This is a genomic window from Bradyrhizobium sp. Ses1, assembly GCF_059512365.1.
The window spans coordinates 194,098-220,491 of the sequence record NZ_JCAMOQ010000004.1 but is presented as its reverse complement, the minus strand read 5'-3'; the positions used below and the strand labels follow the sequence as shown (position 1 = coordinate 220,491).

General features: G+C 64.4%; 25 protein-coding genes. 13 read left to right on the top strand and 12 right to left on the bottom strand.

The features are described from left to right. Positions 1 to 250 precede the first annotated feature (250 nt). The gene (locus AC5ZG5_RS07835; protein WP_130228115.1) at positions 251 to 964 is read left to right on the top strand and encodes a DUF1614 domain-containing protein; all 714 of its coding nucleotides are present in this window, start codon (positions 251 to 253) and stop codon (positions 962 to 964) included. A gap of 7 nt (positions 965 to 971) precedes the next feature. Here AC5ZG5_RS07835 and AC5ZG5_RS07830 read toward each other — a convergent pair whose 3' ends face one another. Then, the gene (locus tag AC5ZG5_RS07830; RefSeq protein WP_456641505.1) at positions 972 to 1,733 is read right to left on the bottom strand and encodes a helix-turn-helix domain-containing protein; all 762 of its coding nucleotides are present in this window, start codon (positions 1,731 to 1,733) and stop codon (positions 972 to 974) included. 237 nt (positions 1,734 to 1,970) lie between these two features. Between AC5ZG5_RS07830 and AC5ZG5_RS07825 the strand changes: the two genes are divergently transcribed. The 3 genes from AC5ZG5_RS07825 to AC5ZG5_RS07815 all read left to right on the top strand — a co-directional run bounded on the left by AC5ZG5_RS07825 (position 1,971) and on the right by AC5ZG5_RS07815 (position 7,337). After that, positions 1,971 to 4,187 carry a marine proteobacterial sortase target protein gene (locus AC5ZG5_RS07825; RefSeq protein WP_456641506.1) on the top strand — a complete coding sequence of 739 codons (2,217 nt, stop codon included), beginning with the start codon at positions 1,971 to 1,973 and terminating at the stop codon, positions 4,185 to 4,187. A 189-nt stretch (positions 4,188 to 4,376) separates the two neighbouring features. After that, entirely contained in the window at positions 4,377 to 4,964 is a 588-nt protein-coding gene (locus AC5ZG5_RS07820) for a class GN sortase (protein ID WP_456641376.1), read from the top strand. A 150-nt stretch (positions 4,965 to 5,114) separates the two neighbouring features. Next, on the top strand, positions 5,115 to 7,337 hold the full coding sequence (locus AC5ZG5_RS07815) for an acetate--CoA ligase family protein (RefSeq protein ID WP_456641377.1): 2,223 nt from the start codon (positions 5,115 to 5,117) through the stop codon (positions 7,335 to 7,337). A gap of 101 nt (positions 7,338 to 7,438) precedes the next feature. On the opposite strand, the gene AC5ZG5_RS07810 is transcribed toward AC5ZG5_RS07815, so the two are convergent. Further along, the gene (locus AC5ZG5_RS07810; RefSeq protein WP_456641378.1) at positions 7,439 to 8,197 is read right to left on the bottom strand and encodes a S1 family peptidase; all 759 of its coding nucleotides are present in this window, start codon (positions 8,195 to 8,197) and stop codon (positions 7,439 to 7,441) included. Positions 8,198 to 8,415: 218 nt separating this feature from the next. On the opposite strand from AC5ZG5_RS07810, the gene AC5ZG5_RS07805 reads away from it, so the two are divergent. Then, a complete protein-coding gene (locus AC5ZG5_RS07805; RefSeq protein WP_456641507.1) occupies positions 8,416 to 9,048 on the top strand; it encodes an HAD-IA family hydrolase in 633 nt (210 codons plus the stop codon). Between the two features lie 190 nt (positions 9,049 to 9,238). Here the strand turns inward: AC5ZG5_RS07805 and AC5ZG5_RS07800 are convergent, their stop codons facing one another. After that, positions 9,239 to 10,105: a tripartite tricarboxylate transporter substrate binding protein gene (locus tag AC5ZG5_RS07800; protein ID WP_456641379.1), complete on the bottom strand. Its 867-nt coding sequence runs from the start codon at positions 10,103 to 10,105 to the stop codon at positions 9,239 to 9,241. Between the two features lie 397 nt (positions 10,106 to 10,502). Between AC5ZG5_RS07800 and AC5ZG5_RS07795 the strand changes: the two genes are divergently transcribed. After that, positions 10,503 to 10,838: an alpha/beta hydrolase family protein gene (locus tag AC5ZG5_RS07795; RefSeq protein WP_456641380.1), complete on the top strand. Its 336-nt coding sequence runs from the start codon at positions 10,503 to 10,505 to the stop codon at positions 10,836 to 10,838. Positions 10,839 to 10,904: 66 nt separating this feature from the next. Here the strand turns inward: AC5ZG5_RS07795 and AC5ZG5_RS07790 are convergent, their stop codons facing one another. Together AC5ZG5_RS07790 and ybaL are read right to left on the bottom strand one after the other, a co-directional pair. Continuing rightward, entirely contained in the window at positions 10,905 to 11,378 is a 474-nt protein-coding gene (locus tag AC5ZG5_RS07790; RefSeq protein ID WP_028168482.1) for a hypothetical protein, read from the bottom strand. A gap of 47 nt (positions 11,379 to 11,425) precedes the next feature. Continuing rightward, positions 11,426 to 13,192, bottom strand: a complete 1,767-nt coding sequence (gene ybaL / locus AC5ZG5_RS07785) for a YbaL family putative K(+) efflux transporter (RefSeq protein ID WP_456641381.1) — start codon at positions 13,190 to 13,192, stop codon at positions 11,426 to 11,428. 267 nt (positions 13,193 to 13,459) lie between these two features. Between ybaL and AC5ZG5_RS07780 the strand changes: the two genes are divergently transcribed. Then, positions 13,460 to 14,137, top strand: a complete 678-nt coding sequence (locus AC5ZG5_RS07780) for an alpha/beta hydrolase family protein (protein WP_456641382.1) — start codon at positions 13,460 to 13,462, stop codon at positions 14,135 to 14,137. A 29-nt stretch (positions 14,138 to 14,166) separates the two neighbouring features. On the opposite strand, the gene AC5ZG5_RS07775 is transcribed toward AC5ZG5_RS07780, so the two are convergent. Together AC5ZG5_RS07775 and AC5ZG5_RS07770 are read right to left on the bottom strand one after the other, a co-directional pair. Continuing rightward, the gene (locus tag AC5ZG5_RS07775; RefSeq protein ID WP_456641383.1) at positions 14,167 to 14,829 is read right to left on the bottom strand and encodes a response regulator; all 663 of its coding nucleotides are present in this window, start codon (positions 14,827 to 14,829) and stop codon (positions 14,167 to 14,169) included. Beyond that, positions 14,826 to 16,238: a HAMP domain-containing sensor histidine kinase gene (locus tag AC5ZG5_RS07770; protein ID WP_456641384.1), complete on the bottom strand. Its 1,413-nt coding sequence runs from the start codon at positions 16,236 to 16,238 to the stop codon at positions 14,826 to 14,828. Before AC5ZG5_RS07770 ends, AC5ZG5_RS07775 begins: the two co-directional genes overlap by 4 nt. A gap of 213 nt (positions 16,239 to 16,451) precedes the next feature. Between AC5ZG5_RS07770 and AC5ZG5_RS07765 the strand changes: the two genes are divergently transcribed. Further along, on the top strand, positions 16,452 to 17,429 hold the full coding sequence (locus AC5ZG5_RS07765) for a DUF3280 domain-containing protein (RefSeq protein ID WP_456641385.1): 978 nt from the start codon (positions 16,452 to 16,454) through the stop codon (positions 17,427 to 17,429). A gap of 77 nt (positions 17,430 to 17,506) precedes the next feature. Here the strand turns inward: AC5ZG5_RS07765 and AC5ZG5_RS07760 are convergent, their stop codons facing one another. Continuing rightward, positions 17,507 to 17,800 (bottom strand): GYD domain-containing protein, encoded by a 294-nt coding sequence (locus tag AC5ZG5_RS07760; RefSeq protein WP_028168477.1) that lies wholly within the window; start codon positions 17,798 to 17,800, stop codon positions 17,507 to 17,509. 156 nt (positions 17,801 to 17,956) lie between these two features. Between AC5ZG5_RS07760 and AC5ZG5_RS07755 the strand changes: the two genes are divergently transcribed. Continuing rightward, positions 17,957 to 18,694, top strand: a complete 738-nt coding sequence (locus AC5ZG5_RS07755; RefSeq protein ID WP_456641386.1) for an aspartate/glutamate racemase family protein — start codon at positions 17,957 to 17,959, stop codon at positions 18,692 to 18,694. A gap of 98 nt (positions 18,695 to 18,792) precedes the next feature. Here AC5ZG5_RS07755 and AC5ZG5_RS07750 read toward each other — a convergent pair whose 3' ends face one another. Continuing rightward, positions 18,793 to 19,575 (bottom strand): SDR family oxidoreductase, encoded by a 783-nt coding sequence (locus tag AC5ZG5_RS07750; RefSeq protein ID WP_456641387.1) that lies wholly within the window; start codon positions 19,573 to 19,575, stop codon positions 18,793 to 18,795. A gap of 294 nt (positions 19,576 to 19,869) precedes the next feature. Here AC5ZG5_RS07750 and AC5ZG5_RS07745 point away from each other — a divergent pair, with 294 nt between their 5' ends. From AC5ZG5_RS07745 to AC5ZG5_RS07730, 4 genes are all read left to right on the top strand, one after another. After that, positions 19,870 to 20,697 carry a phytanoyl-CoA dioxygenase family protein gene (locus tag AC5ZG5_RS07745; protein ID WP_456641388.1) on the top strand — a complete coding sequence of 276 codons (828 nt, stop codon included), beginning with the start codon at positions 19,870 to 19,872 and terminating at the stop codon, positions 20,695 to 20,697. A gap of 28 nt (positions 20,698 to 20,725) precedes the next feature. Continuing rightward, a complete protein-coding gene (locus AC5ZG5_RS07740; protein ID WP_207231086.1) occupies positions 20,726 to 21,532 on the top strand; it encodes an acetoacetate decarboxylase family protein in 807 nt (268 codons plus the stop codon). A gap of 85 nt (positions 21,533 to 21,617) precedes the next feature. After that, entirely contained in the window at positions 21,618 to 22,859 is a 1,242-nt protein-coding gene (locus tag AC5ZG5_RS07735; protein WP_409334827.1) for an ABC transporter substrate-binding protein, read from the top strand. Then, positions 22,856 to 23,602: an SDR family NAD(P)-dependent oxidoreductase gene (locus tag AC5ZG5_RS07730; RefSeq protein ID WP_456641389.1), complete on the top strand. Its 747-nt coding sequence runs from the start codon at positions 22,856 to 22,858 to the stop codon at positions 23,600 to 23,602. The genes AC5ZG5_RS07735 and AC5ZG5_RS07730 overlap by 4 nt, the downstream gene beginning before the upstream one ends. Positions 23,603 to 23,777: 175 nt before the next feature. Here AC5ZG5_RS07730 and AC5ZG5_RS07725 read toward each other — a convergent pair whose 3' ends face one another. The 3 genes from AC5ZG5_RS07725 to AC5ZG5_RS07715 form a co-directional block, all read right to left on the bottom strand. Then, entirely contained in the window at positions 23,778 to 24,548 is a 771-nt protein-coding gene (locus tag AC5ZG5_RS07725) for an IclR family transcriptional regulator (RefSeq protein WP_051397226.1), read from the bottom strand. 145 nt (positions 24,549 to 24,693) lie between these two features. Then, complete coding sequence (locus tag AC5ZG5_RS07720) at positions 24,694 to 25,470, bottom strand: maleate cis-trans isomerase family protein (RefSeq protein ID WP_456641390.1); 777 nt, start codon at positions 25,468 to 25,470, stop codon at positions 24,694 to 24,696. A gap of 11 nt (positions 25,471 to 25,481) precedes the next feature. Next, positions 25,482 to 26,393: an ABC transporter substrate-binding protein gene (locus AC5ZG5_RS07715; RefSeq protein WP_456641391.1), complete on the bottom strand. Its 912-nt coding sequence runs from the start codon at positions 26,391 to 26,393 to the stop codon at positions 25,482 to 25,484. Position 26,394: the final 1 nt, after the last annotated feature.

Genomic DNA, 26,394 nt, shown 5'->3' with positions numbered 1-26,394 from the left:
TGAATCGATGGCGTCAGTCCTCCCTCTCCCCGTTCTTACGGGGAGAGGGTCGGGGTGAGGGGCGCCTCTCTCCGCGAGCACGCTAACAGATGAGTTCGCGGAGGCTCCCCCTCACCCGAAATTCAAGCTGCGCTTGAATTTCGACCTCCCCCCGCAAGCGGGCGAGGTGGGCCGGAGTGCGTGTCGTCCTTGAGATCGTGCGGACGGCTCCCCACTTGAACGAGTGGCCCAACAAAGCGAGCCGCCGATCGTGGAAAGCCAGATGCATTATCTGCCGATGACACCGGGATCGTTCTCGATCCTGGTGTTCCTGGCCCTGGTGCTGGTGATCCTGATCCAGCTCCGTATTCTCCGCTATGCCTATCTGAGCCTCGGTGTCAGTCCAGGAGCTGCGTTCCTTTTGCTGTTCGGCTCGCTGATCGGCAGCTATGTCAATATTCCGATCACGGAATTGTCGGGACCGCCGGTGAGATCCGGCGAGATCGTCGACTTCTTCGGCATGCGTTATGTCGTGCCGCTGGTGACCGCGCCCAGCACGATCCTGGCCGTGAATGTCGGCGGCGCGGTGATTCCGACATTCATGTCGATCTACCTGGTCGTCAGATACGAGCTCTGGGTCAGGGCCGCGATCGGCACCGCCATCATCGCCTTCATCGTCCATTGGCTGGCGACGCCGGTGCCGGGCATCGGCATCGCGGTGCCGGTGTTCGTGCCCGTTGTCAGCGTCGCGATCATCGCGCTCCTGCTCTCGCGTATCTATGCCGCGCCGCTCGCCTATATCGCAGGTTCAGTCGGAACGCTGATCGGCGCCGATATCCTCAACCTGGACAAGATCGGCAGCCTGGGCGCGCCCATCGCCTCGATCGGCGGCGCCGGCACGTTTGATGGCGTGTTCCTGACCGGCATCCTCGCGGTGTTGCTCGCCGCCATCGTTTCACCCTCGCCCCTGCACCGCACTTCGTAGCGCGTCGCTAACCCGGCAGGAAGATCGCGAACGGTTCGTCGACGGTGCGGCGCAGATGCTCGCGATAGAGCGCGTAGTTCTCGTCATCGGGCGACACCCGCCCGACCGAGGGATTGGCGATACTCCTGATCGGCACGAATGCGATCGGAGCTGCGATCGGCGTCAACAGCGAGCCGCGGCCGGCGAGCAGGGTGGTGATGATGCCGTACATCTCGCCGGTGTTACGCGGCCTGGACACCGTGATCAGGCGATGCTGGCCGTGCCGGTTGGTGACGAGATAGACGAAGCCGGACTGGTTGGGGACGGCGACTTCGCCGAACTGGGTGTAGGCGGCATCCAGCCGCTCGCCCTCGCGAAAAATCAGCGACGAGACGGCGTCATCCCAGGCGATCTCGGTGCGATAGGCGTAGACCGCGTCCTTGGCCCCGAACGAGGGCCGGACGGTGAGATAGGTGCCCTCGATCCACTGCACCGCCCGCCGCGAATAGGCCCCCAGCCCGTCGGGCGCGACTTCGCCATTGGCCACCGGCGGCGCCGGCACGGGCTGGACCTTGCGCAAGGAGACGCCGAGTGCCTGTTCGAGCCGCACCGTGGTCTGCAGCGTGAACGGGCGGCGCCCGCCCAGCACCTTTTCCAGCGTCGACAGGCTGAGCTTGGCCTGCTCGGCCAGCGCCTGCCGCGAGATGCGCCGGCGCGCCAATTCCTCGCGGATCAGCTCCGCGATCTGCCGACTTTGTTCCTCGGAAAGCTGCTTGTCCGGCGTCGGCATCGTCACCCCATGCTGATTCACGCCAACTCTACCAGACCGTACATTTCAGCACAAAACCGCACAAAGCCGCCGACGGCGCGGCGTACGGCGCCTGCCCGCGGCTGAACAATGCCGATCATTCTGCTCGCGCCTCGACGCACTTTCCCGAAGATTTTGCGTATCCAAGACGTCCCTCGGGAGAAGGAAATGACGACGTGCGATTGTATCGCGACCGGCCGCCCGCGCCTGTCGCGCAGGATGCGAATAGCGCTGTTCTCTCTGGCGGAAGGCATTGCCGCGCTCATGATCGGGTTCGCAGCACTCTTTGTGAACTTCGCGCCCGCCCGGTCGGCAGAGATCAAACCACCGGCAGCGTACATCAAGCCGGGCGATGCCCGTTCCGGGTCGCTGCTGCTGAAGACCGACGAGGGTTATGACGACGCCGTCAGGCTCGGCACGGATGTCGACCTCACGGTGTCGGGCCCCACCATCCGCGCCCGCGTCACGCAAATTTTCCGCAACCCAACCAAGGACTGGGTCGAAGCGGTCTACGTCTATCCGCTACCGGCGGGCGGCGCAGTCGACACGCTGAAGATGGTGGTCGGCGATCGCATCGTGGTCGGCGACATCAAGGAGCGCCGCCAAGCGCGCGTGATCTATGAGCAGGCCAAACGGAACGGCCAGAAGGCCGCGCTGACCGAACAGGAGCGGCCGAACATCTTCACCAACTCGGTCGCCAATATCGGCCCGGGCGAGACCGTGCTGGTGCAGATCGAATATCAGGAGCCGGTGCAGCAGTCCGGCAACGAATTCTCGCTGCGCGTGCCGATGGTGGTGGCACCACGCTACAATCCCGCGCCGATCGTGCAGAGCGTCGACCTTCGCCCCGATGGCGGCGGCTGGGGTGCAACGAAGTCCGATCCCGTTCCCGATCGCGACCGCATCACGCCGACGGTGCTCGACCCGGCCAAGCATGCGCCCGTCAATCCGACCAACATCACCGTTCGCCTGCAGGCTGGCTTTCCGCTCGGCGAGGTGAAAAGCCATCATCACATCGTGAAGATCGAAGACGTCGACGATGCGACGCGGGTCATCAAGCTCGCCGAGGGGCTCGTGCCGGCGGACCGCGATTTCGAACTGACCTGGAAGCCTGCCGCCGAAAAGGCGCCATCAGTCGGCCTGTTCCGCGAGCATGTCGGCGACGCCGACTATCTGCTCGCTTTCGTCACCCCGCCTGCCGTCATTGAGGCCGAGCAGAAGCCGCGACCGCGCGAAGTGATCTTCGTCATCGACAATTCCGGCTCGATGGGCGGCACCTCGATCGTGCAGGCAAAAGCGAGCCTGATTTACGCGCTCGGACGGCTGCAGCCGAACGACCGCTTCAACGTGATCCGTTTCGACGACACCATGGACGCGCTGTTTCCATCAGCGGTGCCGGCCGACAGCGAGCATCTCGGCCGCGCCACCGCCTTCGTGAGCGCGCTGCGGGCCAATGGTGGCACGGAAATGGTGCCGGCGATGCGGGCGGCGCTGACAGACCGTTCGGATGGTGATTCCGATCATGTCCGCCAGGTCGTGTTCCTGACCGACGGCGCTGTTGGCAACGAGCAGCAATTGTTCGAGACGATCACGGCGATGCGCGGCCGCTCGCGTATCTTCATGGTTGGCATCGGCTCGGCGCCCAACACCTATCTGATGACGCGCGCCGCCGAGCTTGGCCGCGGCGCCTTTACCCATATCGGCTCCACCGACCAGGTCGAGGAGCGCATGCGCGCGCTGTTCGCCAAGCTCGAGAATCCCGCGGTGACCAATCTTTCGGCCAAATTCTCCGAGGCGCATGCCGAGGTCACGCCGGCGATCCTTCCCGACCTCTATCGCGGCGAGCCGCTGGTGCTGGCGGCTAGGCTCGACAAGCTCGCAGGCTCGGTCGAGATCAAGGGCCGCATCGGCGATCGCCCTTGGCTCGTGACGCTGCCGCTGGCGAACGCCGCCGAAGGCAAGGGCCTGTCGAAGCTGTGGGCGCGGCGCAAGATCGACGATGCCGAGGTTGCGCGCACCACGCGGCAGGCGAGTCCTGACGATGTCGACAAGACCATCCTCGCACTGGCGCTCGAGCATCAGCTCGTGACCCGGCTCACCAGCCTGGTTGCGGTCGACAAGACTCCGAGCCGGCCCGATGGCGAGCCGCTGAAAGTGAGCGAATTGCCGCTCAACCTGCCCGCCGGCTGGGATTTCGCAAAGGTCTTCGGTGATGGCCCGCAATTGCCGGTGGCACCGATCGAGCGGCGCGCGGAAGGCGATGGCCGGGCGCAGCTCGCCGCCCTGAAACGCCCGGCCGTGGTGCAGGCGCCCGACACGGTCAAGCTGCCGAAGACCGCGACCGACGCCGAACTGAAGATGATCGCGGGCGCGATCCTGCTCACGCTCAGCCTGCTCCTGTTCGCATTCATCCGGCGTCAGAACTTCGCCCACTGATGCCGAATGAACAGAGGAGGCGTCCCCACCTCCTCTTGGCGCGCGCGGCCTCCCGTCCCGAAGGCCGCGCGCGGGACTTTATCCACACTCGTCATTGCGAGCGCAGCGAAGCAATCCATGCCACCACTTGCGGAGAGATGGATTGCTTCGTCGCTGCGCTCCTCGCAATGACGACGGAGTATCGGTCAAATGTCGCGTTTCCTTGCCCCCTTCCTCCTCGCCCTTCCCGGCCTTATCCTGTTCGGCCAGGGCGCCTACATCCACGCCAAAGCCCTCCTCGCTCAGGTCCTGCTCGAACGCGCCTTGACCAAAACCATCGCGACCGGGCATCCGACGAAACCATGGTCATGGGCCGATACCTGGCCGGTCGCACGCATCGAGGTGAAGCGGCTCGATGCCAGCACTATCGTGCTCGCGGGCTCGAGCGGTCAGGCGCTCGCCTTCGGCCCGGGCCATGTCGAACTCACACCCGACGCCGGCGAACGCGGCGTTGCCGTCTACTCCGCGCATCGCGACACCCATTTCCGCTTCCTGAAAGATGTCGTCATCGGGGACGCGATCGATATCACCCGCAGCGACGGCAAGACCTTCCGCTATCGCGCCGACAGAAGCTCCGTGGTGCGCTTCGATGCCTCCGGCATCGATCCGCTCTCGAACGGATACGAGCTGGTGCTCTCGACCTGTTGGCCATTCGACGCGCTGACATCGGGGCCGGAACGCTATCTCCTGCACGCGACGATGATCGAATCCCACTCCTCGCGGATGACAACACCGTGAATATTGTCCGCGCGGTGGGATATCGCATCAAAGCGTAGCGGCATGCAGCCAAGGTGAGTTGCCACGCCGCGCAGGGCTCAATAGAAATAGCAAAAAAACATGGCGCACAGTGTTCGCTGCAGCGCCACAGGAAACGACAAGGCAGAGTCCATGGAAGCTCAATTCAGCCCCGCGTCTGCTCCGACTGAGAAATGGTCGCCGTCGCGTGATGCCAGCGACGTGGTCAAGCAGATCCATGCGATGCTGCACCCGCGCAACATCGTGCTGGTCGGCGCCACCGACAAGCCCGGCAATTACGCCGAGCGGATCTGGAACAACCTGATCAAATACGGATACCGCGGCGGGCTCTATCCGGTTAACGCCAAGCGCGAGACGATCTGGGGCGTCACCTGCTACAAGGATTTCGCGAGCCTCCCCGACAAGCCAGATCATGTGCTGGTGCTGGTGCCGGCGCGCTTTGCGGTGCAGGTGATCCGCGATGCAGCTGCCGCCGGCGCGCGTTCGGCGACCATCGTCACCTCCGGCTTCAGCGAGTTGCAGGACGAAGAAAGCCAGCGCCTCGCGGTGGACTTGAAGCAGGCGGTGCACGAGACCGGGCTTGCCGTGACCGGACCAAATTGTCTTGGGAACCTGAGCGCCGGCGAAAACCTCTTCACCAATATCGACGACCGCATCGTCACGATGGAAGCCGGGCCGGTGGCGATCGCCGGCCAATCCGGCGCGATCGTGATGGCGATCCGCCAGACGTTGGAGGATCGTGGCGTCGGTGTCGGCTACATGGTGACGACCGGCAACGAGAGCGGGCTGACCACGCCCGACCTGATGACCTATTTCGCCACTGACCCGAGCATCCGCGTCATCGTGGTGTACCTGGAGGGCGTGCGGAACACGAAGGCGTTCCGCGATGCCTGCAAGGCCGCGCGTGCCGCCGGCAAGCCGGTGATCGCGCTCAAGCTCGGCGCCTCCGAGGGTGGCCGCGCCGCGGCGATGGCGCATACCGGCGCGCTCGCCGGCTCGATCGAAACCTTTGACGCGATCTCGACCCGCGAAGGCGTGATCCGCGTCCGTGGCCTCGATGAATTGATCGAGACCACCGAATGCTTCGTGCATGCCGACCTGCCGAAGGGCAACCGGCTCGCCGCGGTATCGCTGTCCGGCGGCAAGCGCGGACTGCTGATCGATGCGTTCTATGCGGCCGGATTGAACTTCGCGCCGCTCAGCCCGAACGCGACCGAGCAACTCGCCAAGATGCTCGGTCCCGGCAGCATTGTCGGCAATCCGCTGGACGCCGGCTTTGCCGCCGTGGTCGATCCCTCCGTCTACATGAAGTCGATCAAGATCATGATCGATGACCCTGATACCGACATTGTCATCATCGACGCCGAACTGCCGAAGGCGCCGCATGAATTGCGTGAACGCAATCTTCGCATCGTCAACGAGATGGCTGCCAAGGCGGGCAAGCCCGTGATCTATATCAGCGCGATGTCGATCGGCTTCACCGAACATACCAAGGCTCTGCGCAAGACGCTGCAGAGCGTCGCCGTGCTGCAGGGGCTCGACCGCGCGGTCGGCGCGATCAAGTCGCTGATCGAATACGCGCAGCTTCGCAAGGAAGTACCTGATATCGTCTCGAGCTCGTCAGCATCCGCGCGCGCGATGCTGGAGAAGGCGCTGAACGGCGCCAACGGCACGGCTGCGCTCGACGAGGTCGCGTCGAAGAAGCTGCTCAAGGCGTACGGCATTCCGATCTCGAAGGAGGAGATCGCGCAGACGGCAACTGAAGCTGCGACGATCGCCAGGAAGATCGGCTTCCCTGTGGTCGCCAAGGTGGTCAGCCCTGATATCCTGCACAAGTCCGATATCGGCGGCGTGGTGCTGAACCTCAACAGCGCGACCGAGGTGAAGAAGGCGTTCAACGACATCACGGCGCGGGTCAGGAAGCTGAAGAACAAGCCGAAGCTCGAGGGCATCCTGATCGCGCAGCAGGTCAAGGCCGATCTAGAACTCGTGGTCGGCGCCTCACTCGACGCCGAGATGGGCCCCGTGGTGCTGTTCGGCACCGGCGGCGTCGATATCGAACTAATGAAGGACGTCGCGCTGGCCGGCGCGCCGCTCGACGCGGAAGAAGCAAAACAGCTCATCGCGAAGACAAAAGCCGGCATCAAGCTGAAGGGCTATCGCGGCAGGCCGGCACTGCACGAAGCCTCCGCCGTGAAGGCGCTGGTCGGGCTCTCCAACCTGATCGCGGATGCCGGCAACCGCATCGCTTCGATCGATATCAATCCGTTCCTGATCAACACGAAGCTGGGCGTTGCGGTGGATGCGCTGATCGTGCTGAACAACGCCGCCGCGACCAAGGCGGCGGGGCATTGATCTCTTCTCGTCATGCGCGGGCTTGACCCGCGCATCCATCGAGAAATGAGTGTTGTGGGAAGGATGGATTGCCGGGTCAAGCCCGGCAATGACGCCAGGAGCTAGAACCCCGCGCCCCACTGCCTTGCGGTCTGCAAGATCCAGTCGCGATACAGCGTCAGTGGCGTGACGCCGGTGATGCCGCCGCAGCCGGCGGCATTGTTCGGTCCGGTCGACCAGCTGATGACGCCGATGATCGCAGGCCCGGTCTGCTTGTCCTCGAACACCGGGCCGCCGGAATCGCCGGTGCAGGCCCCCAGCCCGTCGCGCGCACCCTTGGCGAGCGGATCAACCAGGCGGATCTGCAGCGTGCCCGGCTGGCCGGTCGCGATCAGGCCGGCGACGCGGACCATGCCGCCGCTTTTGCCATCGCCGCGCACGGTGACGCCGATCCCTGCGATGGTGAAGCGGCTGCCGACGACAACCGGAATGTTCGGCGCACCGAGTGCCGCGGGCGCCTTGCCGGCGGCCGGCGCGGCAAGCTGCAGCAGCGCCACGTCGGCCGTGGCACGATGGGACGTCATGGCGTCCATCCTGAATGCGGGATGGATCGCGATGCTCTTCACATCCTTCAATTGCGGCTGCCGGTCCGGGCCATATTCGACGATCTTGTAGTCCGCGCCGGGCTGCACGCAATGCGCCGCCGTCAGCACCACCTTCGGTGCGATCAGCGCGCCGGTGCAGAAATTGCCGCGCGAGCCGACGATGGTGATGACGGAGCGGCCGACGCCTTCGGCAGACGGCACGCCGCCGCCGACAATGGCGGAGGCCGGCGTGGAGGCGAGCAGCGCGAGCGCTGCAAATGTCGCGATTGCTTTCATGAGCACAGCAATAGCTTGCGTCGCGCGCATCGCCAAGCCGGCGGATTCAGGCGAAAGCGTTTTCGAACGAAGTGGATACCGGTTCGCGTGAAGAAAACGCGTCAAAACAAGAATCTAGAGCTTCGGTTCTGATTCAGTCAGAACCGAATATGCTCTGGCTCCGTAAATCGATCCGTGTTAGCGGCTCGGTCAACACACATAACGACAGGCAGCAGGAAATGATCGAGGCAGTGATCTGGGATTTCGGCGGCGTCTTGACCACCTCGCCGTTCGAGGCATTCACCCGGTTCGAGACCGAACGCGGCCTGCCCGCCGACATCGTCCGCCGCACCAACGCCGCCAACCACCTCGAAAACGCCTGGGCGAAATTCGAGCGCGCCGAGATCGATATCGAAACCTTCGATATGCTGTTCGCCGCCGAATCGCTGGCGCTCGGCGCCGAGGTGCGCGGCAGGGACGTGCTGCCGCTGCTGCAGGGCGACCTACGCCCTGAAATGGTAGAAGCGCTGAAGCGCATCAATGCCAAATTCAAGACCGACTGCATCACCAACAATCTGCCGGCGAACGCGATCGGAAGCAGAAGCGGCCGCACACTCTATGTCGCCGAGGTGATGGCGCTGTTCGATCACGTGATCGAATCCGCCAAGATCGGCCTGCGCAAGCCCGATCCGCGCATCTACAAGCTGATGGTAGAAACGCTGAAGGTCGATCCGAGCAATTGCGTCTATCTCGACGATCTCGGCGTCAACCTGAAGCCCGCGCGCGAAATGGGCATGACCACAATCAAGGTGGTCAGCGCGGACCAGGCGATTTCCGAGCTTGAGGCGGCAACCGGGCTGGTATTGCGCTAGGCACGGACTTCTCCCTCTCCCCGCTCCGTTCTTACGGGGGAGGGTTGGGGTGAAAGGCAGCCTGCGCAAACACCGTGACAGATGGACTCGCGGAGAGTTCCCTCACCCGAAATTCAAGCTGCGCTTGAATGTCGACCGCTCCCCGCAAGCGGAGCGAGGTGAGACCGAGCGCGCTTGCAGCGCCAACGAGTCATTCGGCCTTGATCTTGGCGGTGCGGATGATGTTGCCCCAGCGTTCGGTCTCAGACTTGATGAAGGCGCGGAAATCCTCGGGCGAACCGCCTTTGACCACGGCGCCCATCTCGCGAAGGCTGTCCTTCACCTTCTGATCGGCGAGCGCGAGATCGATTTCCTTGTTCAGCCGCGACACGATCTCCTTGGGCGTGCCGGCCGGAACCAGGAAGCCCCACCAGACGGTGGCCTCGACACCGGGGAAACCGGCCTCAGTGACCGTCGGGACATCCGGCAACAGCACCAGTCGCTCGCGCGAGCTGACGGCGACGGGACGGAACTGGTTGGCGCGGATCTGCGGCATGCCCTGCACGGGATCGACGAACATGAAGGAGACGCGGCCGGCTATGATGTCGACCACCACCTGCGCGCCGCCCTTGTACGGCACATGCAGCGCCTGGATGCCGGTCACCTGCTTGAAGATCTCCGCCGCAAGATGGCCCGAGGTGCCGGTGCCGGCGGAGGCAAAGGTGAGCTTGTCCGGCGTCGCCTTGGCCATGTCGACGAGGTCCTTGACCGTCTTGACCACGAATTGCGGCTGCACCACCAGGATCAACGGCGAATAGCCGACCAGGGCGACCGGCTCCAGGTCCTTCTCCGCGTTGAACGGCAGCCTGTCGAACAATGCCTCATTGGTCGCGAGGTTGTTGGCTGCGATCAAGACGTTGTAGCCGTCGGGATCGGACTTGGCGACGAAGCCGGTCGCGATATTGCCGCTGGCGCCGGGCCGGTTCTCGATCACGATCGGCTGGCCGAGCTGCGGGCCGGCCTGCTGCATCACGGTGCGCGCGACGATATCGACTGCGCCGCCCGCCGAGAACGGCACAGCGACATGGATCGGGCGCTCGGGATACCGGCAGCAAAAGCCATCCTGGGTAGGCCAGGCAATAGCGTAGCGCCGGCAAGCAGCGACAGGATGGTGCGTCGGTTGATAAAACCGGCAAGACTGCGCCCGACACGCTGCCCGCTTTCATCTCCGCCGGTCATGAGCCGGCCTGGGCGATCTTCCGCTTCGGCACCGAATATCCAAAAGTGTTTCCCGGGCTGCAGTTTCCGCTGGCGGCGCAGGACGAGTTCTGGAAGCAGATGGTGCCGGACTGGCACTATTCGATGACGCCGCCGGTCCCGACCGTGAGGCGCTGTCCGAACTGTCCGAGCGACTCGGCAAGACGGTACTCATCAGCCATTCGCAATCCGGCATCTTCCCGTTCCAGACGGCGGCGATGAGTCCGAAGGGAATAACTGCCATCATCTCGATCGAGCCGGGAGCCTGTCCGGGCGGCGACTTCGATATGAAGGCGCTCAAGCAGATTCCGACGCTGGTCCTGTTCGGAGACTTCGTCAGCCAGTCGGAGGTGTGGAGCAAGCGGCTGGAAGGCTGCAGAAGTTTCGTGCAGGCCGCCAAGGCCGCCGGCATCGACGCTGCAGTCGTCGCCCTGCCGGACATCGGCATTCACGGCAACTCCCACATGCTGATGCAGGATAAGAACAATCTGCAGGTCGCCGACTGGCTGATCGATTGGCTCGCGACGCACGTCGAGAAGCGCGCCGCGAAATGACGCTCGCTTTAGAGGAGAAAGGACATCGCCTTTTCCCCGCGCAAAGTGGCGTAAGGCTCGGCGCGGCTATGCCAGTTGCTGCGGGCCTAGGCTGCCGAGCCACATGCGGGCCGAGTGGATGTTGTGAAAGTCCTTGATCGCAATTTCCCGAGCCAGCTTCGAATGGATGCTTCCGATCGAGACCTTGCCGAAGAATGTCAGCGACACGGCAGTGGCAACGGCCTTGAGACCCGCCGCGCGTGCCCGCGGCAGCCAATTTTCCACGATCCACTTCTGATCTTCCGCGTGGACGATCGGCAGGTCCGAATCATCGCCCAGGATCCTGTCGGCGGCATGCTGCGTGAGCATGCCAAGGATGATCTCATGAACGAAGCGAAGCTGGGCGCTGGTCGCGTATTTCCGCCACACCACTGCAATGCAGGGTATGCTTTCGTCATATGAGAGCGAACAGATCGGGTTGTCGTGCGGACTGTTCAACAAGTGGATCCCATCGATGGATTCGGTTTCGATGATCCGCTTCAGCTCCGCCAGCGCGCCCATTCTGTCCCTCTTCTGTCGGCTGCGTTTCCACGCGAGACAGCGGCATACTAGCGATCTGCCGGGGCATTTGGAACACCGTGCAGAGCGATCATGGTTGCGGCGTGCTGCGGTTCCATCTGCCGCATGTCGGGCACACGCTGCAGGCTTTCGATCATCGCCCGTGCGATCTCGCGCTCGCCCATGATGACGGTATCGGCGCCCAGTCGCTTGAGATGATCGACCTCGGCATCCGAATGGGCGCGGGCGATGATCCGGATTTGTGGATTGGCGACGCGCGCCTGCTGAACGATCTGTCCGGCTTCGAACGCTTCGGGAATCGCGACCACCAGATATCGGGCGGCGGACGGATTGGCGGCGGCGAGCACGTCGGCGCGGACCGCATTGCCCATGATCGCCTCGATATTGTTCTGCTTGAGCCCGGCGACGACCGCATCGGCATCTTCGATGACGAGGAACGGCTGGCCCGCCTCCTTCATGGCACTGCCGACGATGTTCCCGACCCTGCCGTAGCCGACCAGGATCGCGTGATCGGTCAGGCTCGTGACCGGGATCGGTTCGCGGGCGGCAGGAGCGGCTGTCTCCCCCGATGACCGGTCCCGATCATGGCGCGCTATCAGCCAGTCCACGCCTGCGAAGATCAGCGGATTGAGCATGATCGAGAGGATCGCTCCGGCCAGGATCAGGTCGCGACCTTCCTTGGGAAGCAGATTGGTTACAACGCCGATCTCCGCCAGAATGAACGAGAACTCACCGATCTGGGCAAGACTGGCCGAGATCGTCAACGCCGTAGAGACCGGGTGCCGGAACGCCAGCACGATCAGGAAGGCTGCTACCGACTTGCCGATCGTGATGATGAAGAGCGTGGCGATCAGCGGCCACGGCTCGCGGATTACGCTCATCGGATCGAACAGCATGCCGACGGAAACGAAGAACAGCACCGCAAAAGCGTCCCGCAGCGGCAGCGACTCCTGCGCGGCGCGCTGGCTGAGTGGGGATTCCGTCAGCATCATCCCGGCGAAGAAGGCGCCGAGCGCGAGCGAAACGTCGAACAGCTTGGTCGCACCGAATGCAACGCCGAGCGCGATCGCCAGCACGGCGAGCCGGAACAGCTCGCGGGAGCCGGTGTGCGCAACATAGTGGAGGATCCAGGGGATGAGCCTGCGCCCCACCACCAGCATCAGGGCGATGAACAGGCCGACCTTGGCGACTGTGAGCAACAATGTGCCCGTGAGTCCAAGACCAAGGCGCGCCGCGAGCGGACCGGCGGTCTGCGCATCGCCGTTGCCACCGAGCACGCTCGCAAGTGCCGGCAGCAGCACGAGCGCGAGCACCATCGCCAGATCTTCGACAATGAGCCAGCCGACGGCGATCTTGCCACGATCGGTATCCATCAATCGCCGCTCCTGCATCGCGCGAAGCAGCACGACGGTGCTGGCGACCGACAATGCCAGCCCGAACACGAGGCCCGCTCCAACTGACCATTCCATGGCCAGGGCGAGTCCGAGCCCCATCAGCGTCGCGACGGCGATCTGGACGACGGCACCGGGCAGCGCGATGGCGCGGACAGACAGGAGATCGTTGAGAGAGAAGTGCAGGCCCACCCCGAACATCAGCAGGATGATGCCTAGTTCCGCCAGCTCCGTTGCCAGCGACTGGTCCGCCACGAAGCCGGGCGTAAAGGGGCCGGCCGCAACTCCCGCGAGCAGATAGCCAACCAATGGTGGAAGTCGGAACCGCTGGGCGAGGGCACCGAACACAAAAGCGAGCCCAAGCCCTGCGACAATCGTCGCGATAAGTGGCGTATCATGCAGCATTTTCGGCTTTTCGCACAATCTGCCGCCGATGTCTCGCGAACCATTTGTGGCGGCGTGTCGCACTCGCTGCTTGCGCTGATTGGCCCCGTAGCCCGGGTGGAGCGCAGCGCAACCCGGGACTGCTCGTATCCGCCGTCATTGCGAGCGAAGCGAAGCAATCCATCTATCCCTGTGCGGCGCCATGGATTGCTTCGCTTCGCTCGCAATGACGAGGAGGCAACAATCCCGGGTTACGCTGACGCTCCACCCGGGCTACATACCACCCCGATGGAAACCCATGCGCAGTCCCTCAGAATCGAAGTCGAACATGCCGGCGCGGTCTCGGCGCTGCTGCTTCGTCCGCCGCAGGCGCGCGCCACTTACGTGTTTGCCCACGGTGCCGGTGCCGGCATGACGCATGCCTCGATGGAGGCGATTGCCGCAGGCCTTGCCGCGCGCGGCATCGCGACGTTGCGTTACCAGTTCCCCTACATGGAGAAAGGCAGCAAGCGCCCCGATCCGCCCGCGATTGCGCATGCCACCGTGCGCGCCGCGGTGGCGGAAGCTGCAGAGCGGTGCGCCGGGCTGCCGATCTTTGCCGGCGGTAAATCCTTCGGCGGACGGATGACCTCGCAGGCTCAGGCAATCAAGCCGCTTGCCGGCGTGCGCGGCCTGATGTTTCTCGCCTTCCCGCTGCATACAGCCGGAAAGCCATCAACCGAGCGGGCAAAGCATCTCGCGGATATCAAAATCCCGATGCTGTTCCTGCAGGGCACGCGCGATGCGTTGGCGGAATTGAAGCTGCTCGAGCCGGTGGTCAAGGAGCTCGGATCATTGGCGACGCTGCATCTGGTGAAGGAAGCCGATCATTCCTTCCATGTGCTGGTCCGTTCAGGCCGCAACGACCGCGAGGTGATGGACGAGGTGCTCGATGCATTCGCAGCGTGGGTGGATTCGGTCCTTTGAAGGCGCCTTCCGTTCAGTGAGCGCTCCCCTCACGCCTCTCCCAGATCGATCTGCGTCAATATCCCCTGCCGCAGCGCCAGCCGTACCAGTTCGATATCCGAGCCGACGCCGAGCTTGTCCTTGATGAGGGAGTGCAGGTTCGCCACCGTCTTGGGACTGATGTGAAGCGCCTCGGCGATTTCCTCGGTCGTCCTCTCGGCCAGCAGCATGCGCAGCACTTCGAATTCGCGCGCGGAGAGAACATCCGCGGCAGCGGCTTCGCCAGCAAGCCGGCTGAGCGCCAGCTCATGATCGATATCAGGACTGATGGCGATCTTTCCGGCCAGAACGTCCATCACGGCGTGCACCAGCGTCTCGGGCGGGCTTGTCTTGGTGACATAGCCGCTGGCGCCGGCACGGATCGCCTGCACCGCGAAGGCCGCGTTCTGGTGCATCGTGAACACGAGGATCCTGGCGCGCTTGTCCCATTGCCGGATGCGCCTGATCGCCTCGATGCCGCCGATGCCGGGCATGCTCAGATCCATGATGACCAGGTCGGGCAGGGTGGCCTTGAACAACCGATAGGCCTCGGCGCCATCGGAGGCTTCGGCAACGACGCGCAATCCCGGCTGCTTCTGCAGCACCGAGCGATAGCCCTCGCGAACGACGGCGTGATCGTCGACCAGCATGATGGCGTGGCCGCCGCCATTCATGCCGCACGCTCCAGGCTGGCGCCATGCTGTCCGGACGGCGCGACGGGAATAACGACGCGCAAGGCGGAGCCGCCGTTTTGCCCGGCTTCAAAGCTCAGGCACCCTCCGAGGGCGGCGACGCGCTCGCGCATCCCGAGCAAACCCATTCCGGATTTGACGGCGGGATCGCCGAGCCGGCCATCATCCTCGATGTCGAGCTCGATTGTGGCGCCCTCATTCGAGGGAGCCTCCGCCTCACGCATGCTCAGTCGTAGCATGACCCGCGTCGCGCCCGCATGCTTGGCCGCGTTGGTGAGCGCTTCCTGCACGATGCGGTAGAGATTGGCGCTGACCGCCGCAGGCGTATTCTCCAACCGACCGAAAAAAATGATTTCGAAGCGGGGCTGTCCCCGGCTGCGCCCGTTCCAGCCGGCGACCAGACCTTCCAGGCTTGCCGCCAGTCCAAGTTCCTCGACGTCGGGCGGACGCAATCTGAACAGCGCGCCGCGCAGGGTCTCCATCATGTCGGTCGCAATGCGCGCAATGCCGTCGCATTCGGCGAGCATGGCGGGACAATCCTGTCCCGCGGTATGGCGGGCCGATGCCGCCAGCGCGCGGATCGCGGCGAGCGACTGCCCGAATTCATCGTGCAGCTCCCGCGCAAGATGTCGGCGCTCCTCGTCCTGCAGCGCGATCAGCCTGCGGGTCAATTCGCTGCGCTCGGACAGCGCCGTGCCGAGGCTCTCCGCGAGGTGATTGAACACGTCGCGGATGGTCGAAAGCTCGGCAAGATCGAACGGCGGCAGGCGCGCGGTGAGGTCGCCTGCGGCGATCCGCTCGAGACCGCTCCGGATCAACCGCGTCGGACGCAGCGCGCGTGCAAGGGCCGCATAGACCAGCGCGCACAATAACGGCAGCGCGAGCGCGAGCACGGTCATCAGACGGCCCGCTTCGTGCCAGGCCCCGGCCGTGAGCACGGCCGGATCGACCCAGACGACGGCCTCGCCGATGATGGCGCCGCGAGACATCACGGGCCGCGTGGCCTCTCGGCCGGGATCGAACAGGCTGCGATAGAACGCCGCGAATATTTGTGGCGGAGCGCTGTCCTCGTTCGGCGCGCCGCCGCAGAAGCGCTGCCGGATATCGCCATCGCTGGCGCGAAACGCAAGACAGAGACCGGGCGTTATGACCGCCGTCGCGACATTGTCGAGGTCGGGAAATTCGGGCCGCGGATTGTTCACCCACTGGATCTTGTTTTGCTGCAGCTCCAGCGTCTTTGCAGCGACTTCGGCGATCGCATTGGTCCTGGCGCGCACGGACCTATCGGCGTCGATGAGGAAATAGGCCGAGATGGCCGCAAAGCAGAGGGCAGATACGGCCGCAACGCGCAGCATCAACCGTACCTTCAGATCGCTCCTGTGGTCCCACATCTTGCGGATCCCCCTCGCGCGGACAATTTTGGACTCCCGCTCTACGAGCGGGACCCATACATTTAACGGCAGAATGCAAGCGGCGGAAAGCGCTGCTCGCAACCGAGAATGACGTCGTGAAGTTTTCCCGGCTACCGTCGGGAGGTCTCAGCTTCAGCGGCAGGCCTGGTCGGCATAGCCTGGACGCCCGCATGATCACTGAAAGGTCCGCCGATGCGCCGATCCCGTCTTGGTTTGCTCACCGTTGCCGTGCTTGGGCTCTTGCTGGGCTTCGGTTCCGCCAATGCCGATACCGGAGCGCCCGCAGCCCGGACTCTGGGCGTCACGATTGAAGACTTCGGCTATCTCGACACCTCGGGCGAGCCTATCGATCAGACCGCCGCCCATCAAAAGCGCCTGCAGGCGTTCATGGCCGCGCTGAGACGCGACGTCGAGGCGGACGGACACTACCGCCTCGTTCCGCCCTCGACGGACGATCGGGCGACGTCCGCCGAGCGCATGCAAGCCGCCGCGCAAGGCGGCGCCAACGTCCTGATCACAGGCGCGGTGCAGAAGATGAGCACCCTGGTCCAGTTCGCAAGCGCTGCGGTCATCGACGTCGGCGCCAACCGTATCCTGTTCGAAAGGCGCTACACGTTTCGGGGCGACAATGACGAGGCGTGGGATCGCGCCGAGACCTTCCTGTCCCGCGACATTCGTGCGGCACTTGCGGCGCAGCTAGCAGCTTCTGCGGCAATTGCGTCTGCGCCTATCGCGCTTGCGGTGTTCGACTTCGAGCTGGAAGATACCACTGCCGCCGCTCAGGCAAGCGGCGTCGCGGCTTCGGATGCGGCACAATTGGCCGATGCCACCAATGGCGTTCGCGAACTGCTCGCGCAATCGGGCAGTTACCGGGTGATCGAGACCAGCGGCACGAACGCGGAAGCGGTCAAGACGCATACGCTGCGCGACTGCGGCGGCTGCGAAGTCGGCATCGCCCTGAAACTCGGCGCGGATCAATCGCTGATCGGCGTGGTGCGGCGGCTCAGCCGCACCGAATACACGATCGGATTTCAAGTCCGCGACATCAGGACCGGCGCCGTCGTTTCGCGGGCCGACAGCGGGCTTCGCATGGGCGCCGACTATTCGTGGCGGCGGGGCGCCGTGCGCCTGGTCAAGGATCACCTGCTCGAGAGGCAGGCTCAGCAGTAAGCGGCTGCACACGACCCGCCACCTCGGAGCGCCGGCCGGCGGCGGCCCGAACAACCACGTTGGCAACAGCAGTGATGTCAGAGCATGTTGCCGATGATCTTCGTCATCTCGGCCGCCGAATACGCCCGCAGCGTCTCGCTGCGAACATTGCCGAGGGCGCCGAGGCTGAGACTGAGCGACATGGCGGACGACTCATCCGGCGCCTCGAGGAAGGTCACGACGTCATATCGCCCCTGGGTCCAGCAGATCTCCTTCACCGTCACGCCGAACGTCTTCGCCATTTCCTTGAAAGCTTCCGCTCGCTTCGGAGAGTCCTTGGCGTTGCGGATTCCCTGATCGGTGAACTTCGCCAACACGACATAAGTTACCATGGCCGTCCTCCCTAGGTTAGGACCCTGTGCAACTTGGCATAAGGAAGTCGCGCTGAGCATGCCACAGCGGCCCGCAAGCGGCCACAGGCTCCTTGAGGAAGGTCATGGGACGTGACCAATTTTGCCAGGCGGCTTCAACTTGGCTACGATGACGCCATGGCACCGACAAGAATCCTGATCGTCAATCCCAACACCACCGTCACGATGACCGAGACCATCGCCGCCGCGGCGCGCGCGGTGGCATCTCCCGGCACTGAGATTGCTGCCGTGACCTCGGCGATCGGGCCGGTCTCGATCGAAGGATATTACGACGAGGCCTTCGCGGTCCCCGGCCTGATCCAGGCGCTACTCGGCGCGCAGCACGCTGATGCCGGCATCATCGCCTGCTTCGACGACACCGGATTGGATGCGGCGCGATCGGCGGCGCCATTCCCGGTGGTCGGCATTTGCGAGGCGGCGCTGGTCACCGCCGGCCAACTCGCAAAGCGCATCGCGATCGTCACCACGCTGCCGCGCTCGGTCGTGCCGCTGCAAGAGCTAGTGCGTCGCTATGGATTTGCCGAACGGGTCTCGGTGACAGCATGCAACGTCGGGGTGCTCGATCTGGAAAAACCGGGCTCGGGCGCGGAGGAAAAGCTTCGCGCTGAGATCGAGCAGGCGCTGGACCGCGGCGCGGAGGCGATCGTGCTGGGCTGCGCAGGCATGGCCGATCTTGCGGCCGCACTGTCGCAGAAATTCGGCGTCCCCGTCATCGATGGCGTCGCCGCCGCGGTAAAGCAGGCCGAGGCGCTGGTCGGCCTCAGGCTCACGACCTCGCGCCGCGGCGCCTACGCGCTTCCAGCCGCGAAGGGCTACGCGGGCCTACTCAAACAATTCGCGCCGAAGGGTGTGTGAGCCCGTCATTGCGAGGAGCGACAGCGACGAAGCAATCCATATCTCCGCAAGCGGCACCATGGATTGCTTCGCTTCGCTCGCAATGACGGAAAGAGTGTCTACGCTGACGACGGCGCGCCGTAGATCCGGTCGCGCAAGCGGCGCATGCCGGCGAGCCAGCGGTCACGATTGGACGCTTTTCGCTGTATGTACTCCTGCACCTGCGGGTGCGAGAGGATCAGGAAGCGTTCTTCCGCCATCGCCTCGATCACGATGCGCGCGACTTCGGCCGGCTGCATGACGCCATCGACCCGCGCCGCGCTCGGGCCCGGCGTGGTCATGCCCGTCTGCACCGATTGCGGGCACAGCACGGAGACGCGGATGCCGCGGTCGCTATACTGGATGGCAAGATGCTCGGCGAGCGCGACCGCGGCGTTCTTGGTCACGCCATACGACATCGAGTTCAGCGACGCCAAGAGACCCGCGGCGGACGCCGTGTTGAGGAGATAGCCGGAGCCGCGCGCGAGCATGCCGGGCACCAGCGCCCGCGCCGCGAACACGTGGCTCATCACGTGCACGCGCCAGCTCACATCCCAGTCGGCATCGGAGGCGGTCTCCTGTCCCTTGCGCGACAGCCCGGCATTGGAGAAGAAGATGTCGACCGGGCCATATTTGGCTTCCGCCGCCGCGACCAGCGCCTTGATGTCCTCTTCCAGCCCGACATCGGCGGTCACCGCCAGCCCGTCGATATCGCCGGCGACGCTCGCGAGCCGCTCGCGCGTGGTCTTGAGATCGGCGACGACAACGCCGCGGGCCCCAGCCTCGGCATAGGCCCGCGCCACGGCCTCGCCGATACCGCCAGCCGCTCCGGTCACGACGCAGACCTTGTCTTTCACATGCACGACGGAGCACTCCCTTTTCGGTTTGACTCCATCTTTTCGCCACCTAGCGGGGCTGGCAACCGCTTTCTGGATGGCGCTTCTAGCGCTTCGGTTCTGATGGAATCAGAACCGAAGCTCTAGATTCTTGTTTTGACGCGTTTTCTTCACGCGAACCGGTGCCCACTTCGCTCGAAAACACTCTAGTCCCGATTCGGACGCAATCGGGACCCGCGGAACCGCACATCCATGGCTTGACTCGGGTTTGATCTGATTTCATATATGCAAATAAGAATACATATATGAAATGAGGAAACCATGGCCGTCCTGCCCGAAGCTGCCATCAACCACTACCGCGAGCACGGCTACTACGCGCCGATCAGGGTCATGTCGGCGGGCGAGGTCGAAGGCATTCGCACGAAACTGGAGGCGCATGAGGCCGCGTACGGCCTGCTCAAAGGATCGATGCGCCACAAGAGCCATCTGCTGTTCACTTGGCTTGATGGCCTGATCCGCCATCCGGCCATTCTCGATGCAGTCGAAAGCGTAATCGGCCCCGACATCCTCTGCTGGAGTTCCACCTTCTTCATCAAGGAGGCCCGCGATCCCGGCTTCGTCTCCTGGCATCAGGACTCGACCTATTGGGGGCTCGACCCCGCCGATATCGTCACCGCGTGGGTCGCGCTGTCCGAAAGCGCTGCCGAGAATGGCGCCATGCGCGTCATTCCCGATACCCAGACGCTGGAGCAGGTCGCCCACCGCGACACCTTTGCGACCGACAACCTGCTGACGCGCGGACAGGAGATCGCGGTCGACGTCGATGAGAGCAAGGCGGTGATGCTGCAGCTTCAGCCCGGCGAGATGTCGCTGCATCACGTCCGCCTGATCCATGGCAGCGACCCGAACCCATCGGGCAAGCGCCGGATCGGCTTTGCCATCCGCTATCTGCCGACCCATGTGCGGCAGGTGGTGGGAACGAACGACAGCGCCACGCTGGTGCGTGGCGTCGACCGCTACAGCAACTTCGCGCCGGAATATGCTCCGGAGAGCGACCTGTCCGAGGCCGCGATAGCCTTCCACGCCCACGTCATGGGCGACCAGCAGAAGGTCTTGATGCGGAACACGCAAGCGAGCGCCATGCGATGAGCATGCAGCCGATGGAGAGCAAGCCCAGATGACCGACCTGATTACCGATCCCAACGATCCCCGGCGCCGTATGTTCGGCGATTACCGGTTGAAGCCGAACAGCGGGGTCAATCCACCCTACTCGCCGGCCTATCCCGTGGAGTGGGGCTGCACGTTGCGGACGGTCGAGATCATGACGCGCGTCGCGCCGGGCAAGGTGGCGAGCCTGCTTGCGGATACCCCGTTCGAGATCGCGAGCGACCGCGTCGCCTTCCGTTTCATGGTGTCGCCGGGCCATTCGCTGGCGGTGCATGCCGGGCAGATGTTCGATCTGATGATCACCGTTCCCGTGCGCTACAAGGGCCTGTTCACCGAGACGCATATCTTCATGTATTGCAGCGACCCGATGGGGATCTGCGCCGGCCGTGAGGTCTTCGGCTACACCAAGAAGGATGCGCACTACACCTTCAATGAGCAGCCGGACGGCTCGATCAACGGATCGGTCAGGCGGCGCGGCATTGCGCTGGCGGACTTTTCCTTCACGCCCGATCCGAAGGCGCCGGTCGTCCGCATCGTCGACGGCAACGAGCTGCCCGCCGGCGAAATCCATGTCCGCCGCCTGCCGCATCCGGAGCGCCTGGAGACGGCCTATGCCGACATCGCTTATCGCCGCACGCCGCTGAAATATTCCGCGCCGCTGCCCGGCCGCGCCTCGATGACGCTGCACGCGAGCGAATACGACCCGATCGCGGATCTCAAGCCGGAAATCCTGGGCGCGCAATTCATGGTGTCCGAGGTCTATGGCGGCGGTTTCGAGGTCGAAGACCGGCGGCTGATCGAGCGCCTGATTCCGTAAACGACAACATCGACCCGCGCGCCAAGCACGCGCGGGCGCAACCATCCGTGCGAGAGCGCGGACCATACAAGGGAGGGTTTTGGATATGATAAAGTCTATTTCATTGAACCGGCGCCGGCTGATGGCCGGCCTTGGCGGCATGGCATTGGGCCTTGCCAGCTTCGGCGTAGAGGCACAGGAGCCCGGGCCGCTTCGGCTCGGCGTGCTTACGGATATGTCGAGCCTCTATGCCGATGTCACCGGACCCGGATCGCTGCTGGCGGCGAAGATGGCGGTGGAGGATTTTCAGGCCTCGCCGCACAAGATGACCAGGCCGATCGAAGTCATTAGCGGCGACCACATGAACAAGGCCGATCTCGCCGCCAACATCGCGCGCGAATGGATCGACCGCAACAAGGTCGATGCCATCATCGACGCGCCGAATTCCTCGGTGGCGCTCGCGGTGCGCAACGTCGTGCAGCAGAACAACAAGACGCTCCTGGTGTCGGGCGCGTCCTCGTCCGATCTCACCGGCAAATCATGCTCGCCAAATCTTGTGCACTGGACCTACGACACCTACGCGCTGTCGTCCGGCGCCGCGCGGGCGGTCGTTGGCAGCGGTGGCAAGACCTGGTTCACGCTGACCGCCGATTACGCGTTCGGGCACGCGATGGAGGCGGACATCAAGAACGTCGTGCAGAAACTCGGCGGCAATGTCGTCGGCGGCGTGCGCACGCCGATCAACAGCCAGGATTTCTCCTCCTTCCTCTTGCAGGCGCAGAGCTCGAAGGCAGAGGTCATCGCCCTGATCAATGCCGGCGGCGACACCATCAATTCGATCAAGCAATCGGTCGAGTTCGGCATCCCGCAGGGCGGCCAGCGCGTGGTCGCGACCGTGCTCTATCTCAGTGACGTGCATTCGCTGGGGCTGAAGACGGCGCAGGGCCTGCAGTTCACCGAATCCTTCTACTGGGATCTCAACGACGATACCCGCGCCTGGGCCAAGCGCTTCGCGCCGCGCAACGGCGACCGCTATCCGACCGCGCTGCAAGCCGGTGTCTATGCCGCCACGCTGCACTACCTCAAGGCCGTCGACGCGCTTGGTGCGTCCAGCGACGGCAAGGCAGTTGTGCAGGAGATGAAGAAGCTGCCGACCGACGATCCCCTGTTCGGCAAGGGCAGCGTTCGCGCCGATGGCCGCAAGCTGCACAACATGTATCTGTTCGAGGTCAAGAAGCCGGAAGAGTCCAAGTATCCCTGGGACTATTACAAGCTGATCAAGACCATTCCGCCGAGCGAAGCGTGGCGGCCGCTGGAGGAAGGCGGCTGTGACTTCCTGAAATCATGAAGGGCGACGTAGCGCTCGTCACCGGTGGTGGTGGCGACATCGGGCGGGCGATCGCGGTCGCGCTGGCCCGAACCGCCCCGGCCGTCGCGATCGTCGATATCGATGAGGCGGCGGCCGCGGCGACGGCGCGCCTGGTTGAAGCGGCCGGCGCCAAGGCGCTGGCCGTCCGCGCCGACGTCTCCAGCGCGCCGGAGACGTTGGCGTTTATCGAAACGATCGAGCAGAAGCTGGGTCCGATCGGCATCTTCGCCAACAATGCCGGGATCGAGGGCGTGGTCGCACCGCTGCACGAATACCCTGACGATACGTTCGACCGGCTGATGCAGGTCAATGTCAAGGGCATCTTCCTCGGTCTCAAATACGTGCTGGCGAGGATGAGGCCGCGCGGCCGGGGCGCGATCGTCAACACCGCCTCGACCTCGGCGATCCGTGGCCGTGCGGGGCTCGCCGGCTACGTGGCCTCCAAGCATGCGGTGCTCGGCCTGACCCGCACCGCGGCGCTGGAGGTGACAGGAACGAAGATCAGGGTCAACGCGATCCTGCCGGGGCCGATCGAGTCGCGGATGATCCAGGAGCTCGAGGACCAGGCGCGCGAGCGGTCCGTCACGCCACGCCGCAGCGGTGGTGCGCCGTACGGGAAGCCGGAGAATATCGCCGATGTCGTCGCGTTTCTTGCCTCCGACGCCGCCGTGCATGTCAACGGCGCCGCCTGGGTCGTCGATGGCGGCATGACGGTAGGTTAGAGACGCTCCCTTCACCTCTCCCGCTTGCGGGAGAGGCCGGATCGCATCGTCAGATGCGATCCGGGTGAGGGCTCTGTCCACACGAAGAGTCTCGCCTCGCGGAGACACCCCCACCCCGGCCCTCCCCCGCAAGCGGGAGAGGGAGCACACCTCCACCGTGCCTGCCACTCGACTTCTAAGGCACGCCGCCGATCTTCTCCGACACGATCTTCGCGGCGGCGCGCAACTCGGTGGCGATGGTGGCGGCTTCGCCGGCGGAGATGCGGCCCTCTCGCACCAAGGGCACGGTCAGCGCAGCGACCGCGCGGCCCGACGCTTCCACGATCGGGCAGCTATAGGCGAGGATACGCGTATAGCCGTCGTCGTTGGAGAAATTGCCGCCCTCCGCCGAGATTCGGTCGAGCGCCGCGAGCGCCTTCTTGCCGCTGATGCGATCATTGGCAGCGATGACTTCCGCAAGCTCCTCGCGCCGGCCTTCGAGCTGGAACGCCGCCAGCACCTTCGCCGACGCGTATTGCTGGGTCAGCGGAAACACGGCGCCGACCTTGACCGACCAGCCCATCAGCCATTCCGGCTCGATCCGCGCGATCACCATGAACTGCTCGCCGTGCAGCACGGTGAGATGGCAGGACAACCGCACCCGGCCGGCAAGCTGCTCCATCACGGGCAGCGCGGCCTTCAATAGCCGCTCCGCCGGCGGGAATTGCGAGGCGATCCGGAACAGTTTCAGCGTCAGCGTGTATTCACCCGTCGCCGGATCGCGCGTGACATAGCCGCGGCGCTCCAGCGCCACCAGCATGCGGAAGATCTCGCCGACGGAGCGGCCGACCCGCTCGGCCAACTGCTTCTGGCTGAGACCGCGCGCCTCAGCCGACAGCGCTTCCAGAAGATCCAGCCCCTTTTCAAGGGCGGGAGCGCCCGGTTGCACATTCTTCGTCTTCTTCATCCGTGAAGCCTTGGGACATGCCAGCACATCATCTCCCTGCCGCAGGCGGCAGGGAACGAAGCCTGGATGTACCTGATCACCCGCGCGACGAAAAGTTATCTGCGCGGCTGGTCCACGTGGGCCACCTCCACGCCTGTGAATTGCCTTAACGATTCGCGGCGATTGGCTTCCGCTCTGCGCCCCTTACGACCCGGCCGGTCGAAAACAGGCAACCATAGTCCGCGACATCGCGGTCGATGCCGTTCGACCTCATGAGGTGCCACACCATGCTCTGATTGCTCGTGAGCACGGGGACTCCTGAGACCCTCTCGAGCTCGGCAATCGCCGGCGCCGACTTGATGGCCGTGCAACTGATCAGGCAGGCATCCGCGCGCGGATCGATCGCGCCCTTGGCCCAGTCGAGGATCGCCTCGGGGCTGAGGCCCGCCATTTCCGAATTGGTGTTGATCCCGAGATTGGCGCCGCCCGCGACCTGGAAACCGCTGGCTTCCAGGAACGCGATCTCGCGCGCGTGCACCTCATCGATATAGGGCGTCAGCAGCGAGACCCGCCTCGCGTTCAGGCGCGTCAATCCCGCCAGGATCGCATCCGCCGTGGTGAAGCAGCGGATGCCGAAGGCCGACTGGATGCGCTCACGGATTCCGCCGGCGAGCTCCGGCGCGAAGGTCGAGACCGCCGTACAATGGAATACGATGACATCGACCTCGGCGTCCGCCAGCAGCTCAGAGGCGGCCTCAAGCCGATCGAGCATGCGCATCAGCTCCGGCTTCGAGCTGCCGCGCAACGCCAGCCGTGTCACCAGCATGGAGACTTGCCGCGGCAGCATGGCGCGGATCTCCGGCTCGGCCACCGAATTCCCGGATGGAATGAGCAGCCCGGCGCGAAGCCGGCTGCCGTAGTCGATATCAGATAAGGTCGACATGGTCGTGACCGTCAGGCCGCCGCGACGTCGTGCTGCGCGGCGTGCAGATAGCTGCGGTTGATGTAGTCGGCGGCTTGCGACTTGACGCGGTTGGGCACCGCGCGGATCAAGGAGCTGATCTCGATCAGCGCCTGCACCGCGGCGTCGTTCGCATCTCCATCGCGGGGGAAAATCTCATCCCTGGTGTATTCGTCCCAGGCGCGCTCGGCATAGCGCTGCGCGATCCCGGTTTCGGCGATCGCGATCGGGCTAACGCCGGCACGGTTGGCAAAGAACCACTCATGCGCCCGCACGAAGGCCCGCATGAAGCGGTGCAGCGCGTCCGTATTCGCCTTTGCCCAGCGGCTGTCGACGTTCAGCGAGGTGAACTGGAAATACGGCACCTCCTGCCGCGGCTCGCACAGGCTGGGATAGCCTTGGTCGATCGCCATGTAATTCAGCGGCGCGCCCTGCAGGCCGGCATCGATCTCGCCGGACTGCAGCATCTGCCAGCGCGTCAGGATCGGGCCGACCGCACGGATCTTGTAATCGCGCGGGTATTCGAGGCCGCGTGCGGCGAGCAGCTTCATGACGAGCGACGAGCTGCCCGCCTCGATCGAGGAGACGCCGACGGTCTTGCCGCGCAGATCCTCCGCCGTCCTGATGTTCTTGCCGGTGATGAAGGAGAACGGCAGCCGATTGACATTGCCGCCGACGATTTCGAGGAAGCCGCCGGCCTCGCTGTCGAGGATCACGTGCTCGGTGATCCCGTAGCCGAGCTCGGCGCGGCCATCACGAATGCGATTCGTCACCTCGTCGACGCCCTCATAAAGCTCGATCGCGACATCGAGCCCTTCATCTGCGAACATGCCGCGGTGCTTGGCGATCCAGACCGGCATGTTGAAGTAGTTCCGCGAGACCGCGGTGAATGTCAGCTTCTTCATG